Source organism: Corynebacterium bovis DSM 20582 = CIP 54.80 (genome assembly GCF_030408615.1).
Lineage (GTDB): Bacteria > Actinomycetota > Actinomycetes > Mycobacteriales > Mycobacteriaceae > Corynebacterium > Corynebacterium bovis.
Window position 1 is genome coordinate 763,089 of the sequence record NZ_CP047187.1, and the last position, 19,401, is coordinate 782,489.

At 75.5% G+C, this 19,401-nt stretch carries 14 protein-coding genes; 6 read left to right on the plus strand and 8 right to left on the minus strand.

Annotated elements, in window-relative coordinates; translation table 11 throughout:
* Positions 1–77 precede the first annotated feature (77 nt).
* Positions 78–1,346 (plus strand): acid phosphatase, encoded by a 1,269-nt coding sequence (locus CBOVI_RS02970; protein ID WP_010267346.1) that lies wholly within the window; start codon positions 78–80, stop codon positions 1,344–1,346.
* A gap of 101 nt (positions 1,347–1,447) precedes the next feature.
* On the opposite strand, the gene CBOVI_RS02975 is transcribed toward CBOVI_RS02970, so the two are convergent.
* The 5 genes from CBOVI_RS02975 to CBOVI_RS02995 all read right to left on the minus strand — a co-directional run bounded on the left by CBOVI_RS02975 (position 1,448) and on the right by CBOVI_RS02995 (position 7,111).
* Positions 1,448–3,820 carry a PTS fructose transporter subunit IIABC gene (locus tag CBOVI_RS02975; RefSeq protein WP_232625835.1) on the minus strand — a complete coding sequence of 791 codons (2,373 nt, stop codon included), beginning with the start codon at positions 3,818–3,820 and terminating at the stop codon, positions 1,448–1,450.
* Between the two features lie 98 nt (positions 3,821–3,918).
* Complete coding sequence (locus CBOVI_RS02980) at positions 3,919–4,920, minus strand: 1-phosphofructokinase family hexose kinase (protein ID WP_010264525.1); 1,002 nt, start codon at positions 4,918–4,920, stop codon at positions 3,919–3,921.
* Positions 4,917–5,684, minus strand: a complete 768-nt coding sequence (locus CBOVI_RS02985; RefSeq protein WP_010264528.1) for a DeoR/GlpR family DNA-binding transcription regulator — start codon at positions 5,682–5,684, stop codon at positions 4,917–4,919. Before CBOVI_RS02985 ends, CBOVI_RS02980 begins: the two co-directional genes overlap by 4 nt.
* A 192-nt stretch (positions 5,685–5,876) precedes the next feature.
* Positions 5,877–6,218 carry a hypothetical protein gene (locus tag CBOVI_RS02990; protein WP_183273651.1) on the minus strand — a complete coding sequence of 114 codons (342 nt, stop codon included), beginning with the start codon at positions 6,216–6,218 and terminating at the stop codon, positions 5,877–5,879.
* Positions 6,215–7,111 carry a hypothetical protein gene (locus CBOVI_RS02995; RefSeq protein ID WP_125187134.1) on the minus strand — a complete coding sequence of 299 codons (897 nt, stop codon included), beginning with the start codon at positions 7,109–7,111 and terminating at the stop codon, positions 6,215–6,217. The genes CBOVI_RS02990 and CBOVI_RS02995 overlap by 4 nt, the downstream gene beginning before the upstream one ends.
* A 197-nt stretch (positions 7,112–7,308) precedes the next feature.
* Between CBOVI_RS02995 and CBOVI_RS03000 the strand changes: the two genes are divergently transcribed.
* Positions 7,309–8,247: a chymotrypsin family serine protease gene (locus CBOVI_RS03000; RefSeq protein ID WP_183273652.1), complete on the plus strand. Its 939-nt coding sequence runs from the start codon at positions 7,309–7,311 to the stop codon at positions 8,245–8,247.
* A 43-nt stretch (positions 8,248–8,290) separates the two neighbouring features.
* On the opposite strand, the gene CBOVI_RS03005 is transcribed toward CBOVI_RS03000, so the two are convergent.
* Positions 8,291–8,578 carry a chorismate mutase gene (locus CBOVI_RS03005; RefSeq protein ID WP_010269239.1) on the minus strand — a complete coding sequence of 96 codons (288 nt, stop codon included), beginning with the start codon at positions 8,576–8,578 and terminating at the stop codon, positions 8,291–8,293.
* Positions 8,579–8,854: 276 nt separating this feature from the next.
* On the opposite strand from CBOVI_RS03005, the gene CBOVI_RS03010 reads away from it, so the two are divergent.
* Entirely contained in the window at positions 8,855–11,731 is a 2,877-nt protein-coding gene (locus CBOVI_RS03010) for a UvrD-helicase domain-containing protein (protein ID WP_125196844.1), read from the plus strand.
* 105 nt (positions 11,732–11,836) lie between these two features.
* On the opposite strand, the gene CBOVI_RS03015 is transcribed toward CBOVI_RS03010, so the two are convergent.
* Positions 11,837–12,604 carry a M23 family metallopeptidase gene (locus tag CBOVI_RS03015; protein ID WP_029158095.1) on the minus strand — a complete coding sequence of 256 codons (768 nt, stop codon included), beginning with the start codon at positions 12,602–12,604 and terminating at the stop codon, positions 11,837–11,839.
* A 579-nt stretch (positions 12,605–13,183) separates the two neighbouring features.
* Between CBOVI_RS03015 and CBOVI_RS03020 the strand changes: the two genes are divergently transcribed.
* The 3 genes from CBOVI_RS03020 to purH all read left to right on the plus strand — a co-directional run bounded on the left by CBOVI_RS03020 (position 13,184) and on the right by purH (position 17,772).
* A complete protein-coding gene (locus CBOVI_RS03020) occupies positions 13,184–15,319 on the plus strand; it encodes a cell division protein PerM (protein WP_125187132.1) in 2,136 nt (711 codons plus the stop codon).
* 133 nt (positions 15,320–15,452) lie between these two features.
* Positions 15,453–16,088 carry a phosphoribosylglycinamide formyltransferase gene (purN, locus tag CBOVI_RS03025; RefSeq protein ID WP_010267740.1) on the plus strand — a complete coding sequence of 212 codons (636 nt, stop codon included), beginning with the start codon at positions 15,453–15,455 and terminating at the stop codon, positions 16,086–16,088.
* The gene (purH, locus tag CBOVI_RS03030; protein WP_010267739.1) at positions 16,081–17,772 is read left to right on the plus strand and encodes a bifunctional phosphoribosylaminoimidazolecarboxamide formyltransferase/IMP cyclohydrolase; all 1,692 of its coding nucleotides are present in this window, start codon (positions 16,081–16,083) and stop codon (positions 17,770–17,772) included. Before purN ends, purH begins: the two co-directional genes overlap by 8 nt.
* A gap of 106 nt (positions 17,773–17,878) precedes the next feature.
* Here purH and CBOVI_RS03035 read toward each other — a convergent pair whose 3' ends face one another.
* Positions 17,879–19,360: a phytoene desaturase family protein gene (locus CBOVI_RS03035; RefSeq protein ID WP_010267738.1), complete on the minus strand. Its 1,482-nt coding sequence runs from the start codon at positions 19,358–19,360 to the stop codon at positions 17,879–17,881.
* Positions 19,361–19,401 lie beyond the last annotated feature (41 nt).

Below are 19,401 nucleotides of genomic sequence, written 5' to 3' on the forward strand. Positions count from 1 at the left end.
CCACCCCGGGTTATCCTTCTCAGGATCCGTCCGGGGTGCCGCATGCCCGGACACTGACCGTGACCAGAGGTGTAGCTGTGTTCCTGACCCGATCAACGTCCTCGCCCGCCCGCCGGCGCGTCTCCACCGTGGCTCTCGCCGCCGCGCTCACCGCCGGTGTCGCAGCGACCGGCAGCCTCACGGCCGCTCCGGCGGAGGCGGCGGGCAGCGTCGACCTCCCGGCCCTGCGACCCGCCGTCCAGCACCCGGGCGCGCCCGTGCCCGTCCCCTTCGGACCGGATAGGTACGTGGGGTACATCTCGGACATCAGCTCCCACGGCTTCGGCATCTACTACGACGTCGTCGCGGGGTTCAACGACATCACCCGCCTGCACCGGGACATCCTCGACCAGAACCTGGACACCGTCGTGCGCGTGAACACCTCCGCCACCCCGGAGCAGGTCGCCCGGGCCCAGGTCGACGCCGCCGCGGACGACGGCGGGCTGCTCAGTGCCCTGTCGGACGCGTTCGGCGCGGACCTCGGCCAGGCCCTGCGCGACGGGCTCGCGGAGGGGCGGCTGCCGAAGACCCAGGCGCTCCTCGACAGCGGGTGGCTGTCCCGCGCCGGCGGGCTCGCGAGCTCGACCTTCGCGGAGAAGGCGATCTTCAACTACGACCGGCCGTTCGTCGTCGCCCCGGACCGCATCGTCCGCCACGAGGACGGCGTGCACCGCTTCTACCAGCCGGAGTCCAAGGCCTTCCCCTCCGGCCACACGAACCAGGCGACGTGGGTGACGACGCTGCTCGCCGTCATGCTCCCCGAGCTCGGCCCGCAGATCCTCGCCCGTGGATCCGAGTCCGGGTACAACCGCATGGTCATGGGCGTGCACTACCCGCTCGACGTCATCGGGGGCCGGATGACCGGCACCGCGGCCGCCGCCGACCGGTGGAACGACCCGAGGATGCGGGACGCCCTCACGCAGGCGTCGCAGGAGCTCCGCGCGGAACTGGAGTGGCGGACCGGGCGGCCGCTCGCGGAGACCGTCGCGCAGCAGGCGCCGTACCGTGACACCGCCACCGCCGTGCGCGAGTACACCGACCGGATGCACTACGACTTCCCGCAGATCGGGGCGACGCAGCAGCCGATGATCGTGCCGCAGGCCGCCCCCGACCTGCTCATCACCCGCTTCCCCGAGCTCAGCTACGAGCAGCGCGCCGAGGTGCTGCGGCGGACGGCGATCCCGTCCGGGTACCCGCTGGACGACCAGTCGCCGGCCGGGTCCTGGCAGCGGCTCGACCTCGCCGCGGCGATGGCGGCGGACGTGCAGGTCGCGCCCGACGGGGGCATGACGGTCAACGGGGCCTAGGGGCCTGGGGCCGGGGCGGAGCCCCGGGGGAGGGGGACGGGGCCCGGGACCAGGCCCGACGTACCCCGCCACACCCCGCAGCCCCGCCCCCCCCTGCGCGGTCACGCGCCGGCGGGCACCGCCACGCCGTTCCCCCCGGCGGCGTCCGCCGCCTGCTCGGCCGCCTGCTCGGCCTCCTCGGCGGCGGCCCGCCGCCCGGTGAACTCCTTGACCAGGATCACGCACACGGCGGACACGACCGTCCCGGCGAGGACGGCCAGCACGAACCCCCAGCCGTGGTGGATGATGAGCGCCACCCAGATGCCCCCGTGCGGCGCGGGCGACGCCGCTCCCAGCGCCATGGACAGCGCACCGGTCACGGCGCCGCCGACCATCATGGAGGGGATGACGCGCAGCGGGTCGGACGCCGCGAACGGGATCGCCCCCTCGGAGATGAAGGACGCGCCGAGGAGCCAGGAGGACTTGCCGTTCTCCCGCTCGGCCGGGGTGAACAGGCGCGAGCGCACGGTCGTCGCGAGCGCGAGGGCGAGCGGCGGGACCATGCCCGCGGCCATGACGGCCGCCATGATCTTCATGGAGGACTCGTCCCCGGTGGACAGCCCGGCGGTGGCGAAGAGGTACGCGGCCTTGTTCACGGGTCCGCCGAGGTCGAAGCACATCATGAGCCCGAGGATGATGCCGAGCAGCACGGCGGAAGACCCGGACATCGTGGTGAGCCAGTTCTGCAGCCCGGTCATCGCGGCCTCCAGGGGCCGCCCGAGCACGAGGTACATCGCGGCGGCGGTGACGAACGTCGCGAGGAGCGGGATGACGACCACGGGCATCATGCCCGCGAGCCACCGGGGTGCGCGGAAGGAGCCGATCGCCAGGGCGACGAGCCCGGCGACGATGCCGGTGACGAGCCCGCCGAGGAAGCCGGCGCCGATGCCCACGGAGATCGCCCCGCCGACGAACCCGGGGGCGATGCCGGGTCGCCCGGCGAGGGCGTAGGCGATGTACCCGGACAGGGCGGGCACGAGGAAGCTCATGGCGAGGTGCCCGCCGCCGAACATCACGGCGCCGAGGTAGAGCAGCAGCCCGTCCCGGTCGGTGAGGGTCGCGCCGTCGGGTCCGGTGTAGCCGACGTGCCCGGGGAGGTTCCACAGGGAGCTGTCCTTGACGACCTGCTCCCACACGTTCGCGACGTCGTACCCGCCGACGACGAAGGCGATGGCGGTGAGCAGGCCGCCGGCGGCGACGAAGGGGATCATGTAGGACACGCCGGTCATGACGGCCTGCTGGATGCGGCGGCCCCAGCCGGGCGCGCCGTCGCCGTCGCCTGCACCCGCCCCGGCGCCGGCACCGCCCCCGGCCCCGTCGCCGCCCTCGACGCGGCGCGGGTTGTCGCTGGTCGCGGCGGTCTTCGCGGCGTCGAGGAGCCCGTCGGGGTCGGAGATGCCGCGCTTGACGGGCACCTCGACGACGGGCTTCCCGGCGAACCGGCCGCGGTCGCGCACGCCGACGTCGGTGGCGAAGATCACGGCGTCGGCGGCGTCGATCTGGTCCTGGGTGAGGGTGGTGCCGCCGGAGGAGCCCTGCGGTTCGATGACGATGTCGACGTCGTCACGCGCGTCGGCGGCCTGGGTGAGGCTGTCGGCGGCCATGTAGGTGTGGGCGATGCCGGTCGGGCACGCGGTCACGCCGACGACGTGCACGACCGCCGGTGCCGTGGTCGCCGCCGCGTCACCGGTGCCGCTGCCGGTGGTCGCCGCGTCACCCGCGTCACCGGTGCCGCCGGTGGTCGTGCCGCTGCCGCTGGTCGCCGTCGTGCCGTCGCGGTCGCCGTCGCCGCCGGGTGCGCCCGTCGAGGGGGACGACGCCGCGCCCCCGCCCACCGGCGTGCCCGCGGAGGGGGCCGTCGACCCCCCGGAGTCCCCCTGGCCTCCGGCCCCGGCCCCGGCCCGGCGTGCCTTCTTCTTCTCCAGCACCTCCGTGATGAGCGCCACGGCCTCCTCGGCCGAGCCTGCGTCGCGGAGGGACTGCACGAAGTCCTTCCGCACGAGGGACCGCGCGAGGGTGCTGAGCACCTTCATGTGCGTGTTCCCGCCGCCCTCGGGCGCGAGGATCATGAACACGAGGTCCGTGCCCGTGTCCTCCGCGCCGAAGTCCGCGGGGACGGCGAGGCGGGCGAAGCCGAGGGACGGTTCGCTCACGGCCGACGTGCGGCAGTGGGGGATGGCGATGCCGCCCGGCAGGCCGGTCGCGGCCTTGGCCTCGCGCGCGTGGATGTCCGCGAGGAGCTGCGCGGTGTCGTCGGTGCGGCCCGCGGCCTGCTGGAGCCGGGCGAGTTCCTCGAGGACGGCGTCCTTGGTCGGCGGGGTGGTCGCGTCGGGGCCGAGGGGGGCGTCGAGGGAGACGAGGTCCGTGGTGATGAGGGGGGTCGACGCCCCCTCCGCGCCGGGGGACCCGGTGGGTGGGGTGGGGGTGCTGGTCATGGTGTGCTCCGATCGTGCACGGGGGAGGGGCGGTGTGGCCGCCCCGCGGACGGGACAGGGTGCGGGGTCGGTCCCGCGGACGGGACAGGGTGCGGGGGTCAGTCCCCGGGGGTGTCGTCGACGGCACGCACCGCCGGGGTGTCGGCCGGCAGGTCCCCGGGTGTGGGCAGCGTCGTCCCCGGGAGGGTGACCGCGGCGGACCCGTGGGCGACGGCGGTGCCGAGCCGTTCGGGTGAGCTCCCGCCCCGGACGGCGGCGAGGACGTACCCGGCGAGGGAGGAGTCGCCGGCACCGACGGTGGACACGGCCCGGACGCGGGGGCTCGGGCAGTACCAGGCGCCGTCGGTGTCGACGAGCACGGCCCCGGCCGCGCCGAGGCTGACCATCGCCGCGCCGAAGCCGGTGTCGACGAGCGAGCGGGCGGCGTCGACGACGGGCCGGAGGTTGCCGTCGGCCGCGTCGTCCTCGAGGACAGCGCCGTCGCCGCCGGTGATCTCCGCGAGTTCGTGGGCGTTCGGCTTGATGACGTCGGGCGCGGACGCCGGGTTGTGGTGGGCGGAGTCGACGAGCGCCCGGAGGGCCGGGCCGGAGGTGTCGACGGCGACGCGGTAGCCGAGCTCGTGCGCCGTCGCGGTCGTCCGGGCGTACCAGTCCTCGGGGTAGCCCGGGGGGAGGGACCCGGCGAGCACGACCCACGGGGCGGGGCCGCCGGCGTCCGGCGACTCGTGGCCGCGGAGCAGGGTGACGAGGGCGCCGGTGAGGTCCGTGCCGTCGGTCCCGGTCGGGCCGGGGGAGTTGATCTTCGTCGTGACGCCGTCGCCGTCGGTGAGGGTGATGTTCGTGCGCACCGGGGCGTCGCCGACGAACTGCGCCGGGACCCCGGAGGAGCGGACGAGCGCGGCGAAGTCCGAGCTGTCCGCGGCGGGGACGACGGCCACGACGTCCTCACCCGCGGTGTGGCACACCGTGGCGACGTTGACGCCCTTGCCGCCGGCCTGGACGTCGTCCGTGACGGTCCGGTTGACCTCGCCGGGGACGAGCGGGCCGTCGAGGGACTGGGTGCGGTCGATGCTGGGGTTCGGGGTGACGGTGATGATCACGGGTGCACCACCTCCAGGCCCTGGGCGCGGAGTTCCTGGACGACGGGGTGCCCGGCCTTCGCGTCGGTGATGAGCAGGTCCACGTCCTCCGGGGAGGCGAAGCGGCAGAGGAGGTCCTCGCCGAGCTTCGTGGAGTCCGCGAGGACGATCCGGGACCGGGCGGCGCGGACCATCGCCTCCTTCGTCCGGGCCTCGGACGGGTCGAGGGTGGAGAAGCCGAAGTCGGCGGTGACGCCGTTCGCCCCGAGGAAGGCGATGTCCGCGCGGAGTCCCCGCAGGTCCTCGACCGCCTGGGTGCCGACGATCGCCTGGGTCACGCCGCGGACGCGGCCGCCGATGACGCGGAGGTCGTGGTGTCCGTGGCGGGAGAGGCGGTGGGCGAAGAGGAGGGAGTTCGTGACGACGCTGACGTTGTCCGTCTGGGCGACCCGCTCGGCGAGCAGGGCGGTGGTCGTCCCGGAGTCGACGATGACGGAGCCCCGGGCCGTGGGGAGGTACGCGGCGGCGAGCTCGGCGATGACGGTCTTCGCGTCCGCCTCCTGCGACTGGCGGTCGTCGATGGGGTCCTCGTTCGTGGCGCGGTCGCGGTAGGCGACGGCACCGCCGTGGACCCGGGTGACCCGGTTGTCCTTCTCGAGGACGGCGAGGTCGCGGCGGATCGTCTCCGTGGAGACCCCGAAGCGTTCCGCGAGGTCGGTGACGGACATGCCGCCGTTCTCCCGGATGTCCTCGGCGATGGTGTCCTGCCGTTGGGGAGCGTACATGCGTGACTTCCTGAGGTCGGTGGCGTGGTCCCCGGTCGGGGTACGACCCTCAGTATGTGTGGGATTGTGTGGGAATGTCAACGGTGGGGATGTGGAGGTGTGTGGATTTTCCGACGGCCCCCTCCGCCGGCCGGCCACGGGGCGAGGGATCGCGCGGTCGGCCGCGGAACGGGGGCGGGCGGCGCGGCAGCGTCAGAGGGGCACGGTGACGTGGTCGGTGCGCGCCGCCCGGGACAGCGCGTCCGGCGCGTGGACGGGGGCCGCGCCCACGGCCGGTGCCCCGGGTGCGACCGGCTGCGCGTCCCACCGCGTCGGCCCGCCGGCGGCGGCGGGGAGGGCCGGCGGCCGCCCGTCGGAGCGGGCCGTCGTCACCCCTCCGGCGACACCCCCGGACCCGCCGCGACCGGCGTCGGGGTGGTCGTCCGGGGCGGCGTCGGCGACCCCGTGACCGCCGAGCGCGAGGGTCGTGACCAGCGCGAGTGCCGTCGCGCACCGGTTGACCGCGCGGAGCCCGGGGGCCGGCCGGGGGGTCACGCGACCCACCCCGCGCGGACCGCCGCGGCCCCACGCGCCGCGCCCACCGTGCCGGGGGTCTCACCGGCACCCGCGGCGGGCGCCGGGTCCGTCGGCGCCGGCTCCGGCCAGCCGCCGAGGCGGGCGACGCGCGACCCCCAGTCGAACCGGCAGACCAGCCCCGCCTCCACCGCCGTGCGCTCCGGGTCGCTGCCCGACCCCTGCACGGACATCGCCGCGAGCGCCTGCGCGGACCGCGTCGCGGCGAGGCACGTCGACGACGCCACCGTGACGAACGGGCGCGTGGCCCCCACCCGGCCGCGGCCACCCGCCGGCGACGGGCGGCGCCGCACCGGCCGGGCCGCCGCCCGGTCCCGCCGCGACCGCGCCGGCGGGGGAGTGACGGGCCCGGGGTGCGTCGTCGCCATGGCCGCCGGGGACGGGCCGAGGGCGACGACCTCGCCGCCGACGTCGACGGTCCAGCCGCCCGCCGGCGCCGGTCCCCGGGCGGCGAGGAACGGTCCGGCGGCGACGAGCACACCCGCGCCCAGGGTGTGGAACACGGTGTCCGCGGCGGCGTCGACGGCCGCCGCGATATCGACGACGGGCGGGGGCCCGGCGGGGTCGATCCGCCCGTCCACCCGGCCGGCGACCCGCCCGGCGACCGGGGACGCACCGTCGGCCGCGCCGGTGTGCGCGTCGATGACCGCCCGCGCGAGCTCCGCCGCCTCCCGGGCGACGGCGGGGGCGTGCACGGTCGCCGAGACGACCGTCCCCCACCGCGGCCAGCGGACCGCCACGGCCGCGCTGTGCCCCGGGACGCCGGTGAGCTCGGTGACGGTGAGCTCGGCGGCGGACCCCGGGCCCGTCGCCGGACCGGACACTGGTGCGTTCGTGCTGCTGGTGCTGTCCATGTCCGACGACGCTAGGCCCCTCCACTGGAGCGACGGTCGGGACATCCTGGCAGGACTGTGGGAGTACCCGTGACATTCCGTGGGTGATACGGTCGACCGGTGCTGATCCGGTGATGCTCCGGGTTGCCGTCCACACCGCCGGACCCGCCCGGGACACCCCCGGGCCCGGTCCGCCCGTCCCCCGGGGAGCACCGCCCATGGTCCGTCCGTCCACCCGTCCCACCCGCGTGACCGCCGCCGTCGCGGCCGTGGCCCTCGCCGTCGTCGCCGGGGCCGCGGGCGCCGCCTCCGCGCCGCGCGCCGCCGCTGCCGCCGCGCCCGCCGTGCCTGACGCGCCTGCCGCGTCCACCACGCCCGACGCGCCCGCCGCGTCCACGGACCTCCCGGTCGGCCCGGTGCCGGTCCCGGGGCTCGACGACGTCCTCGGCGGGCCACTCGGGGACGCCGTCGACCGGGTCCTCACCGCCACGGGCGCGCCCGGGCCGCACCGCGTGCCCGGGCACTATTACACGTCGCCCGGTGTGCCGCGGGAGGTCGCCGAGTCGCCCACCCCGGTCGTCGGCCCGTCCACGCCGCTCGTCGTCGGGCGGGAGCTGTGCACGGCCACGGTCGCCGGGTTCGACGCCGCGGGCCGCCGGGTCGCCGTCACCGCCGGGCACTGCGGCACCCCCGGTGACCCCGTGACCAGTGCGGATGCGCCGGAGCGCGGGCAGGTGGGCGTCGTGGCCCGGGTCGGTGACCTCGACCAGGCCGTGATCCTCCTCGACCCCACCGTGACCGTCACCGCGACCTACGGCGACGTGACGGTCACCGGGCTCGGCGGGCCGACCCCGGCCCCCATGACACAGGTGTGCAAGACGGGGATCACGACGGGACGGACGTGCGGGCCGGTCCTCGAGGCCACCCCGGACTACATCACGGCGCACTACTGCGGGTCCGAGGGGGACTCCGGCGCGCCCGTGCTCGACGGCGGCCGGCTGGTGGGGATGGTCAACGGGTCGTCGACGCTGCTGCCGTCCTGCGTCACCCCGTTGCAGGGGGACATGCACTCGCCGACGGTCGGGGCGACGTGGACCGCGGTCGCCGAGGACCTCGACGCCACCGGGGGCGTCGGCGCCGGGTTCCGGCTGCCCTGAGCGGGCCGCGCGTCAGCCGGGCCGCGCCCGGGGGAACCGCGCGTCAGCCGAGCCGGCCGCGGCCGAGCTGGAGCAGCGCGTTGGCGATCGCCACGCCCTCGTAGCCCAGCTCCTCGCGGAACATGTTGAGGATCGCGGTCTCGCGCCCGTAGACCAGCTTCGTCCCCCCGGAGCCCATGCGGGTCCGCCCGATGGCGCGGGAGATCTCGCTGCGGCGCTTCGCGTCGGCGATGATGCGCCGGTCGATCTCGTCGATCTCGGTGCGGTACCGCTGGATCTCGGCGTCGGAGAGGGGGTCGTCTGTGCCGGTGACGTGGCGGCTGTCGCTCATGGGGGCGATTCTAGCGGGAGGCCCGGACACCCGCGTCGACGTGGACGCGCGTACCCGTGCCGACGGGGCCACGCACACCCGTGCGGACGGGCCACGCGCGCCGGCCGGGACCGTCCGTCCGACGCCCCGGCGGAGGCTGTCCGGGGGCGCATGTAGGGTGAGGGAGACCGTTCGACACGCCGACCGGGACGGCCGGCGACGGCCACGGTGACGTCGTCGCCGCCGGGCGGTCGGCGTCGGGAAACATCATGCCGAGAGGGGACCGGGTACAGAAGAATGGGCACGTCAGACCCCTTCCAGAGTGAGCGCGACGGGAGCCGGGCGCGCCGGTCCGCCGGTGGCCGCGGTGCAGCCGGTGCCGGGGGTGCCGACGCCGGCGCCCTGCCGCCCGAGCCGCAGGAGTGGGACGCCCCGCCTCCGCCGGAGGACGAGCGTCCCCCCGAGGGGGTCGACGGTCTGTTCGATGACCTCATCGCCACGGGTGCCGGGGCCCCCGACCCCGCGACCCCCGACCCCGGGACCCCCGACGTCGGTGTGCGTCACGCCCCGACCGGCGGACGGACCGCGGGCCCCCGCCCGACGGGCCCGACCCCCGAGCGCGCCGCCGCGATCCTCGACGGGCTCAACCCGCAGCAGCGGGAGGCCGTCACGCACACCGGCGGGCCGCTGCTCATCGTCGCCGGGGCCGGCTCGGGCAAGACCAGCGTCCTCACCCGGCGCATCGCGTGGCTGCTCGCCGCGGGCGCCGCGCCGTGGCAGATCCTCGCGATCACCTTCACCAACAAGGCGGCGGCGGAGATGCGGGAGCGGGTGTCCGCGATCGTCGGACCTCAGGCCGAGCACATGTGGGTCTCGACGTTCCACTCCATGTGCGTGCGCATCCTCCGGGCGAACGCCGGGCTCGTCGACGGGCTCAACACGAACTTCACGATCTACGACTCCGACGACTCGAAGCGGCTCATGACCATGATCCTCAAGGACCGGTCGCTCGACCTCAAGGAGTTCGCGCCGCGGGCGGTCCTGTCGGTGATCTCGAACTGGAAGAACGAGCTGCTCGACCCGGCCGGCGCCGCCGCCGACGCGCGCGGGAACACCCACCGGGAGACGATCGCCGAGGTCTACCGGGACTACCAGGGGCGGCTGCGCCAGGCCAACGCCGTCGACTTCGACGACCTCATCGGGCTCGTCGTCGGGATCCTCCGCGACAACCCCGCCGTCGCCGAGCACTACCGGTCGCGGTTCCGGCACGTGCTCGTCGACGAGTACCAGGACACGAACCACGCCCAGTACGTGCTGGTGTCCCTGCTGGCGGAGCGGGCGGAGCTGTGCGTCGTCGGTGACGCGGACCAGTCCATCTACGCCTTCCGTGGGGCGACGATCCGCAACATCGAGGAGTTCGAGCGGGACTACCCGCAGGCCCGCACGATCCTCCTGGAGCAGAACTACCGGTCCACGCAGAACATCCTCACCGCGGCGAACGCCGTCATCGCCCGCAACGAGGGGCGGCGGGCGAAGAACCTGTGGACGGACACCGGCTCCGGGGAGCTCATCGGCGGGTACGTCGCCGACAACGAGCACGACGAGGCCCGCTTCATCGCCGAGCAGATCGACGACCTCGTCGACCGGGGGGAGGCCGACTACGGGGACATCGCCGTGATGTACCGCACGAACAACGCCTCCCGCGTCATCGAGGACGTCCTCGTGCGCAGCGGGCTGCCGTACCGGGTCGTCGGCGGGACCCGGTTCTACGAGCGCCGCGAGGTGCGCGACATCGTGGCGTACCTCAAGGTGCTGGACAACCCCGATGACACGGTCGCCCTGCGGCGGATCATCAACACCCCGCGGCGGGGGATCGGTGACCGGGCGCTCGCCCAGGTCACCGTCCACGCGGAGAACCACGGCCGGACGTTCGCCGAGGGGCTGCGCGACGCCGCCGCCGGGGAGGTCGCCGGTCTCAGCGGCCGGGGGCGCAACGGGATCCACGGGTTCCTCGAGCTCATGGACGGCCTCCGGGACGAGGTCCGGGACGCGGTGATGGAGACGTCCGACGGCGCGAGCCTGGGCATCCCGGACATCGGCAGGATCGTGTCCGCGGTGCTGGACCGGACGGGCTACCGCGAGGAACTGGAGAAGTCCAACGACCCGCAGGACGGGGCGCGCCTGGACAACCTCAACGAGCTGGTGTCCGTCGGCCACGAGTTCTCGCAGGAGGCGGCGAACGTCGCCGCGTACGAGGCGATGCCGTCCGGGCCGGGGCGCGCGGACGCCGGTGACACGGACGGAGCCGGCCCGGGAGACGCGGACGCTGCCGGCACGGACGACGCGCCGACCGCGGGCGGGATGAGCACGGACGAGGCCGCCGCCGGGGAGGCGCAGCTGCGGGAGGGCGAGCCGGAACCGGGTAGCCTCCAGGCGTTCCTCGAGCGGGTGAGCCTCGTCGCGGACGCCGACCAGATCCCGGGTGAGGAGCAGGAACTCATCACCCTCATGACGCTGCACACGGCGAAGGGCCTGGAGTTCCCGGTCGTCTTCCTCCCGGGGTGGGAGGACGGGCAGTTCCCGCACATGCGGGCGCTCGGTGACCCGACGGAACTCGCGGAGGAGCGCCGCCTGGCGTACGTGGGCATCACCCGCGCGCGGAAGCGGCTCTTCGTCTCCCGGGCGATGACCCGGTCGGCGTGGGGGACCCCGCAGACGAACCCGCCGTCGCGGTTCATCGGCGAGGTCCCGGACGAGTTGTGGGAGTGGATCCGCGAGGAGCCGACCCCCGCCGGGTCCTGGGGCGCCGGGGACTGGGCCGACGGCACCAGTGTCGGCGGCGGCTGGTCCGGCGGGTACGGGTCCAGCGGTGGGCCGGGGGCGACCGGTGGTGGCCGCGGCCACGGGGCCGGCGCGTCCGGGGGCGGGTCCGGCCGGGGCCGTGGCCCGGGGCGTGGGTCCCGGCCGTCGCCGCGCACCTCCGGTGCGGCGGCGTCCCGCGCCGCGGACCTCCAGCTCGAGGTCGGTGACAGGGTGAACCACGACAAGTACGGCCTCGGTACCGTCAAGAGCGTCGACGGCACCGGGACCCGGGCGACGGTCATGATCGACTTCGGCGCCAGCGGGACCGTGCGCCTCATGCTCATCGGCGGTGTGCCGATGGAGAAGCTCTGACGGTCCCCCGGGCCGTCAGAGCGTGTCCCCCCCGTCCCGTCGGAGCGGGGCCCCGTCCCCCGGACGGAGCAGTCGGACCGCGCCGGTGCCGGCGCGGGAGCGGTGTCAGAGCGAGATGCCGCGCGCCGCGAGCCACGGCAGCGGGTCGATCGCGTCGCCGCCGTTCGGGTGGACCTCGAAGTGGAGGTGCGTGCCGGTGGAGAACCCGCGGGAGCCCATGCCGGCGATCTTCTGCCCGGCGGTGACGTGCTGGCCCACGCTCACGTCGATGGTCTCCATGTGGCCGTACACGGTGACGGTGCCGTCGTCGTGCCGGATGCGCACCCACTGACCGAAACCGGAGGCGGGGCCGGCGTCGATGACCTCGCCGTCCTCGACCGCGAGGATCGGGGTGCCGGTGGAGTTCGCGATGTCGACGCCCTTGTGCATCGTCCCCCAGCGGATCTCGAAGCCGGAGGTGAACGCGCCCTCGGCGGGCTTGATGATGAGCGGCGCGCGGGACGCGAGGTCCGCGGCGGCGCGGGCGGCGTTGAACTGGAGCGCGCTGGAGAGCTGGTCGGACAGGCCGGTGACGGGCTTCGCCTGCGGGACCTCGAGGATCTGCGGGGCGGAGTCCGAGCTGCCGAGGCTGCCGGTGACGTCGCCGGCCGGCGACCCGGTGTCGTCCCCCTGGGCGAGCACGGTGTTGTCGGAGGCCAGGGCGATGCCGCCGGAGCGGTTGTCCTGACCCTGGGAGTTCCCCGCGGTGGCACCGGCGGCGCCGGCCGTGGTCACGGCACTGGCGGCGACGGCGAACAACGCGACGCGACGCTTGGCGGTGGTGTCCTGCTTGCGGTGCGTGCCGACGTACCGCACTCCGGTGGAACTCTGCACTCTCGTTACCCTATCGTCATCTTCGTTGTGGATCGGCCGCGCTTCGTGACCGGATCGTTATCATCGCGGGTAACACTATCGGCCATGTCGACAGGTGGCAAGCGGTTCGCGGCAAAGATCACGGTTTGATATCCCCCAGCGAGGGGGAGCCCGCCCGGGACCGCTCCGGACACCCCCGAAAACCACCCCGTGACCTGCGTCGATGAGCTCCCGTCACAGGAGTCACACCGGGGGTGTCGGGACCCCGTCGCGGAGCCCGGGACGCGGTCCGAGGGGGTCGGAGGAGGGGTCCGACGCGCACCTCAGCGGGTCTGCAGCCCCCGTCGGCGGGCCCGTGGCGGCGTCACGGCCGCAGCCGGACGCGTCATGTTCCCGTCACCTTTCTGTGACTCAACCGTGACACTGGGGCTGTCGTCGCGTCCGCCGCGCCCCGGCGTGCCTGTGTCCGTCCGCCGCCGTCCGCCGTGCACAATGGGACGGGTGAGCAGAGAATCCTCGTCCCAGCGACCCGGCAACCGGAACCGGCAGGTCCGCCGCGGTGAATCCGCTCGCCCACGTCCGCGTCCGCCGCGTCGTGCCGTGGAGCGCACCGACCGCCGCGCGGACCCCGCCCGGCCCGACGACGCCGCCACCGGCACCGGCACCGCCCGCCCGGCCGGCACGCCCCGGCCCGACGACACCGGCACCGGCGCCACCCGCCCGGCGGACGACCGGGACCCCCGCCCGCGCCGCGGGCGTCGGTCCCGCACCCCGGAGCCCCGCGACGCGGAACCCCGCGCGACCCGCCGGTCCCGCGCCTCCCGCGGACCGGCCTCGCCGGGCACACGCCCCGCCGGCGGCCCCCCGCCGCGCAGCTCGGAGCGCTTCGTCGAACCCCCGGGAGGCACGGACCCCCGCGCGCGGCCCGGCGACGCCGCCCCCGCACCGACCCGCACCGGCCGCTTCGCCGGGTGGTGGGACGTGTGGGGGCCGCACATCCGCCGGTTCGCGCCGACGGTCCTCGTCAACCACGCGGTGACGGTGGCGCTCATCGTCGTCGTCGCGGTGGTCATCGGCATCGGGGTGTCCTTCTCCGTCGTCCCGGCGGCGATCGGCGCGATGTGGATGCTGTCCACGCTCGCGCCGGTCGGGTTCTCCGGGCAGACGCTGGGGGTCGCACCCTTCCTTCCCGCGGCGCTCATCGCCCTGGGCCACGCGCACCGGGTGCGGGCGGCGTGCGGGTCGACGGTCACGGTGCGCAACCTCCGGGTCTTCGGGGCGTTGTCGGTGCTCGTGCCGGTGGTGTTGACGCTCGTCGCGTGGTTCATGCTGTGGGACGCCTCGTCGGTGTACCCGGTGGAGCCGCCGAACCTCGCGGTGGCGGAGCTGCGCACGGTGGTCCTGCACGGCCTGGTGTTCGTCGCGGGGCTGGGCCCGCGGATCTGGCGGGCGTTGCTCATCCGCCGGGGGCTGCCGGCGTGGCCGGTGGAGTCGGTGCGCCTGGCGGGGTCGTTCCTGTCGTGGATGGCGGTCGCCGGCCTGGTGGTCGTCGTCGTGCGCCTGGTGGCGAACCTGTCGTCGGCGGGGGCGGCGTACGGGGTGGCGGCGGGTGCCGTCGGGGCGACGGGGCTGACGGTCCTGTCCCTTCTCTATCTGCCGACGCTCGTCATCGGTGCCGTGGCGGTGCTCATGGGCGGGGAGTTCCACATCGGCCAGGGGGTGACCACGCTGTTCGGCGTGACGAACGTGAACCTGCCGCCGTTGCCGGTGCTCGCGGCGGTGCCGAACGAGGATGTGCCGCTGGGCCCGGCGTGGCTGGCGGTGACGGCGGCCGTCGCGATCGCGGTGGTGTACCGCTTCATCCGGGGCCGGGAGTTCCTCGAGGCCCCGGTGGCGACGGCGGTGGGCGCCGGGGTGGTGTCGGGTGTCGTCGCGCTGGTCGTGAGCTGGCTCGCGGGCGGGCAGCTCGGGGTGTACGGCCACACCGGTGCGCTGGTGTGGATGGTCGGCGCCGAGGCGGCCGGGTGGCTGCTGGTGCCGGCGGTGGTGCTCATGCTGTTCATGGTCCGCCAGGGCACGCGGGTGACGGAGGAGATCGCCGACGCCCCCGCCGCCGGGGTCGCCCCTGCTCCGGGGGAGGGGGACGACGCCGACCTCCCCGCCGCCCCCGCCTCCGCCGGGGATGACGCGGATGCCGGTGCCGACGGTGCGGGCGCGGACGGTGACGTGGACGCGGAGGCGGATGCGGAGGCGGACGCCGACGCCGACGCTCGCGGCGACAGTGCTGCGGACGTCGATGCGGATGCAGATGCCGACGCGGACACCGACGCCGGCAGTGACGTGGACGCAGATGTGAATGGAGACGCGGACACCGACGCTGATGCGGACACCGACGCCGGCAGTGACGTGGACGCCGAGGCTGGGAGCGACGCGGACGCAGATGTGAATGGAGACGTGGACGCGGACGCCGAGGCCGACAGTGACGCGGACGCGGATGTGAATGGAGACGCGGACGCCGACGGTGGCATTCACGCCGTCGCCGGGGCGGACGTCGACGGCGACGCCGCCACGGGTGGCGGGCCGGAGGATGAGGCGCAGGGCGGCGTCGGGACCCCTCCCGGCACCGCCGTGCCCCTGAGTGCGGTGAGCGACCCGGACGCCGTCGCCCCCGGGGACACCGGGGACACCGGGGACACCGAGGCCGACCCCGACAGCGACCCCGACCCCCGGGCCTGAGCCGCCACCGCCGCCCCGGACCCGCCCCCGGCAGCCGCCCCGGACCGGCCCCCGGCGCCACCCCGGCCCGGCCCCCGCAGCCCGGCCCGGGCCCGTCACGGAGGCTGTCCGGCCGGCCCGTACAGTGGACCCCGTGACCGAGATTTCCACGCCTTCCGCACCACTCCGCGTCGTCGTCCTCGCCTCGGGGACGGGGTCGCTGCTCCAGTCCATGCTCGACAGCCTGGACGGGACCGTCGAGATCGTCGCCGTGGGGGCGGACCGCCCGTGCCGCGCGCTGACCCGGGCGGAGGACGCCGGCCTGACGACGTTCCTCGAGGAGTACGCGCCCGCCGGCACCCCGGGGCACGACCGGGCCGCATGGAACCACCGCCTCGCCGAGCGGATCGCGGGCCACCGCCCGGACCTCGTCGTCAGCGCGGGGTTCATGCGCATCCTCGGCGAGGAGGTCGTCGACCGGTTCCGCGGCCGCATCATCAACACCCACCCGGCGCTGCTCCCGGCGTTCCCCGGGGCGCACGCGGTGGCGGACGCGCTGAATTACGGCGTCGCGGTGACCGGGTCTACAGTGCATGTCGTGGACACCGGCGTGGACACCGGCCCGATCCTCGCCCAACGGGCCGTCGACGTGCGCCACGACGACACCGTGGACACCCTCCACGAACGGATCAAGACGGTGGAGCGGCAGCTCATCGTCGACGTGCTCCACGCGATCTCGCGAACGGGCTACAGCATCGACGGACGAAAGGCCTGGATCAACCATGACTGACACCCCGACCGGCACACCCACCGGCTCCGCCGCAGACGCCGACCACCGCCCGGACCACCTCTCCGACGGCGACCGCCGGCCGATCCGCCGCGCACTCATCAGCGTCTACGACAAGTCCGGGCTGGAGGACCTCGCCACCGGGCTGCACGCCGCCGGGGTGGAGATCGTCTCGACCGGCTCCACGGCCACCCGCATCGCCGACGCCGGGGTGCCCGTCACCCGCGTCGAGGAGCTCACGGGCTTCCCCGAGTGCCTCGAGGGCCGCGTGAAGACCCTCCACCCGCGCGTCCACGCGGGCATCCTCGCGGACACGCGCAAGCAGGACCACCTCGACCAGCTCGCCGAGCTGGAGGTCGAGCCGTTCCAGCTCGTCGTCGTGAACCTCTACCCGTTCACGGACACGGTCGCGTCCGGGGCGGACTTCGACGCCTGCGTCGAGCAGATCGACATCGGCGGCCCGTCGATGGTCCGGGCGGCGGCGAAGAACCACCCGTCCGTCGCGGTCGTCACGGACCCGGCCCGGTACGCCGACGTCGTCACCGCCGCGCAGGGGGGCGGGTTCTCCCGCGGGGAGCGCACGCGCCTCGCGCTGGACGCCTTCCGGCACACCGCCGCGTACGACGTCGCCGTCGCCACGTGGCTGGGGGAGCAGGTCACGGCCGGTGCGGGGTCCGGGGAGGGGGACGACGCCGCCACCTCCGCGGCCGACGCGCTGTTCCCGGAGTGGATCGGCTCCGCCCTCGAGCGTTCCCGCACGCTGCGGTACGGCGAGAACCCGCACCAGGCGGCGGCGGTGTACGTCGCGCCGGGGCAGTCCGGCGGGCTGGCGCAGGCGGAGCAGTTCCACGGCAAGGAGATGAGCTACAACAACTACACGGACGCCGACGCCGCGTGGCGCGCCGCGTGGGACCACGACCGGCCGTGCGTGGCGGTCATCAAGCACGCGAACCCGTGCGGCATCGCCGTCGCGGACGACGTCGCCGCCGCGCACCGCGCGGCGCACGCGTGTGACCCGGTGTCCGCGTACGGCGGGGTCATCGCCGTGAACCGGCCCGTGTCCGTCGCGATGGCGGAGCAGGTCGCGGGCATCTTCACGGAGGTCATCGTCGCCCCGGCGTACGAGGACGGCGCCGTGGACGTGCTGAGCCGGAAGAAGAACATCCGCATCCTCCGCGCGGACGAGCCGCGGCGCTCCGGCGTCGTCGAGCACCGGGAGATCACCGGCGGGCTGCTCGCCCAGCAGCGCGACCTCATCGACGCCGCCGGCGACGACCCGGCGAACTGGACCCTCGCCGCCGGCGAGGCGGCGGACGCGGAGACCCTCGCGGAGCTGGAGTTCGCGTGGCGGACCGTGCGCGCGGTGAAGTCCAACGCGATCCTGCTCACCCGCGACGGCGCGACGGTCGGTGTGGGCATGGGCCAGGTCAACCGCGTGGACGCCGCGAAGCTCGCGGTGCAGCGCGCGAACGCGCTGGCGGAGGACGGTGCCGAGCGGGCCCGCGGTGCCGTCGCGGCGTCCGACGCCTTCTTCCCCTTCGCCGACGGGTTCGAGGTGCTCGCCGAGGCGGGCGTCCGCGCCGTCGTCCAGCCCGGCGGGTCGGTGCGTGACCAGGAGGTCATCGACGCCGCCACCGCCGCCGGGGTGACGATGTACCTCACCGGCGAGCGCCACTTCGCCCACTGACGGCCGGCGGCCGGGGCACCTGACCGTCGACAGGGTGGGGCCGAGGGGGCGGGGACGGAGCGGGGAGGCGCCGGGCCGCCCGGCCGGTGGCGTCGTCCCCCCCCGGTCAGAGCTCCCGTAGGGCCCGGTGCGCGGCGAACCACCCGCACAACCCGTGGACGCCGCCGCCCGGGGGCGTCGACGCCGAACACAGGAACACCCCGGGCACGCCCGTGCTGTACGGGTCCCGCACCGTCGGCCGCCGCAGCAGCTGCACCGCGTCCGACGCCCCACCGGCGATGTCGCCGCCGGTGAGGTTCGGGTTCTCCCGCTCCAGGTCACGCGGGGTGCGCACCCGGAGGTCGACGACGACGTCCCGGAACCCCGGGGCGAACTCCTCGATCCGGCGGATCACCGGCCCGGCCACGGCCAGCGGGTCCGCGCCCGCCGGCGGCTCCCACCCGTGCGGCACGTGCGCGTACGCCCACAGCGGGTGCAGGTCACCCGCACTCCGGCCCGGGTCCGCGAGATGCTGCTGGCCGACCAGCACGAACGGGGCGTCCGGCATCCGCCCGCGCACACAGTCCCGCTCCGCGGCGGCGATCTCCCGCGCCGTGCCGCCGAGGTGGACGGTCCCCGCGCGGCGGCAGGCGGCGTCGGACCACGGGACCCCACCCCGGACCACACAATCGACCTTCAGCACCCCCGGGCCGTGCCGGAACCGCCGGTACGCGCGGTCCCGGCCGGCGGGCACCGGCGTCCCCGACCGGCTGAGCAGCGCGGACGCCGCCGCGGGGGAGGTGTCGAGCAGGACGAGGTCGGCGTCGAGCCCCCGGAGATCCCGCACCGGCGACCCGGTGACGACCCGGCCCCCGAGCGACTCCAGGCGACGCACCATCGCCGCCGTCACCGCCCCCGACCCACCGACCGCCACCGGCCACCCGGCCGCGTGCCCCGCGCCCGTGAGCAGCACCCCCGGCGCGGCCGACAACGGCCGGTCGAGCCGCGTGAACGCGTGCGCCGCGATGCCCGCGACCAGCGCCCGGGCCTGCGGGGACCGCCACAGGTGCGTCAGGGACGCCGCCGGGAGGGACGCGCGGAGACCGAACCGGAGGGTCGACGCCCACGCCGCCGGGGCCAGGGGACCCGACGGGGGACACCCGGTCGGCGACACCCCCGGGGAGCCCGGCGGGGCGAGGACATCCGACACGATGCGGTCCATCCGGTCCGCCACCGGGCCGAACGCGGCACGCCACCGGCGGCCGTCACCGGGGTGGAGGTCGTCGAGCCGGTCCGCCGTCGCGGCGATGTCGCGGAGCAGCACGCCCGCCGGCCCGCCGTGCACCGGGTGGGCGAGGTCGACCTCCGGCCACGCGAACCGCAGGCCGAACCGGTCCAGCCCCGCGAGCGCGGGGGACAGGACAGCCAGCGGGTGCACCGCCGAGCCGAGGTCGTGGACCACCCCCGGGACCATGAGCTCCGCGCTGCGGGCCGCGCCGCCCGGCGTCGGGGCGGCCTCGTGGACCGTGACGTCCACCCCCGCCGCGGCGAGCACGGTGGCGGCGGCGAGGCCGTTCGGTCCACTGCCGACGACGGCTGCTGTGGTCATGGGGCCAGGATAGGGGGTTCCGGCGGGGGGCGGGACGCGGG

What these genes read in the sequence shown, in the direction of transcription:
- CBOVI_RS02975 (WP_232625835.1), bottom strand. Translation starts at nt 3,820, where the DNA reads ATGACCAGCACCCCCACCCCACCCACCGGGTCCCCCGGCGCGGAGGGG.
- CBOVI_RS02985 (WP_010264528.1), bottom strand. Translation starts at nt 5,684, where the DNA reads ATGTACGCTCCCCAACGGCAGGACACCATCGCCGAGGACATCCGGGAG.
- CBOVI_RS02995 (WP_125187134.1), bottom strand. Translation starts at nt 7,111, where the DNA reads ATGGACAGCACCAGCAGCACGAACGCACCAGTGTCCGGTCCGGCGACG.
- CBOVI_RS03000 (WP_183273652.1), top strand. Translation starts at nt 7,309, where the DNA reads ATGGTCCGTCCGTCCACCCGTCCCACCCGCGTGACCGCCGCCGTCGCG.
- CBOVI_RS03005 (WP_010269239.1), bottom strand. Translation starts at nt 8,578, where the DNA reads ATGAGCGACAGCCGCCACGTCACCGGCACAGACGACCCCCTCTCCGAC.
- CBOVI_RS03010 (WP_125196844.1), top strand. Translation starts at nt 8,855, where the DNA reads ATGGGCACGTCAGACCCCTTCCAGAGTGAGCGCGACGGGAGCCGGGCG.
- purH (WP_010267739.1), top strand. Translation starts at nt 16,081, where the DNA reads ATGACTGACACCCCGACCGGCACACCCACCGGCTCCGCCGCAGACGCC.
- CBOVI_RS03035 (WP_010267738.1), bottom strand. Translation starts at nt 19,360, where the DNA reads ATGACCACAGCAGCCGTCGTCGGCAGTGGACCGAACGGCCTCGCCGCC.